Annotated in this window: 1 protein-coding gene; it reads left to right on the top strand. The window is 60.4% G+C overall.

The features are described 5' to 3' along the window. Nucleotides 1-149 (top strand): dihydrofolate reductase (locus N8L39_RS09535; protein WP_368857635.1); only part of this gene is annotated, 149 nt, incomplete at its 5' end. Nucleotides 150-268: the final 119 nt, after the last annotated feature.

Below are 268 nucleotides of genomic sequence, written 5' to 3'. Positions count from 1 at the left end.
ATCTCACGCAGGTTCACGCGCGCGAGCAGGGTGATACCTGGTTTCCGGATTTCACCAACGCAGGTTTCCGCGAGACGCAGCGCGAAGACCACGCCGCGGATGACCGCCATGCTTACGCCTACAGTTTCCTGACGCTGGAGCGTGGATGAGGTACTGGCTATGCCTACTGCTTCTGCAGACTGGCATGGCCATTGCGCAAGCGCCGGCGGAGGCACCAGCACCGGCATCAACCCCGCTGATTCGCGAGATCGTTTTTTCCGGCAATAAG

The sequence above is a fragment of the Streptococcus mitis genome (genome assembly GCF_946190285.1).
Classification (GTDB): Bacteria; Bacillota; Bacilli; order Lactobacillales; family Streptococcaceae; genus Streptococcus; species Streptococcus mitis_CP.
Note: the sequence above shows the minus strand (reverse complement) of the source record. Positions and strands in the feature narration are given on the sequence as shown.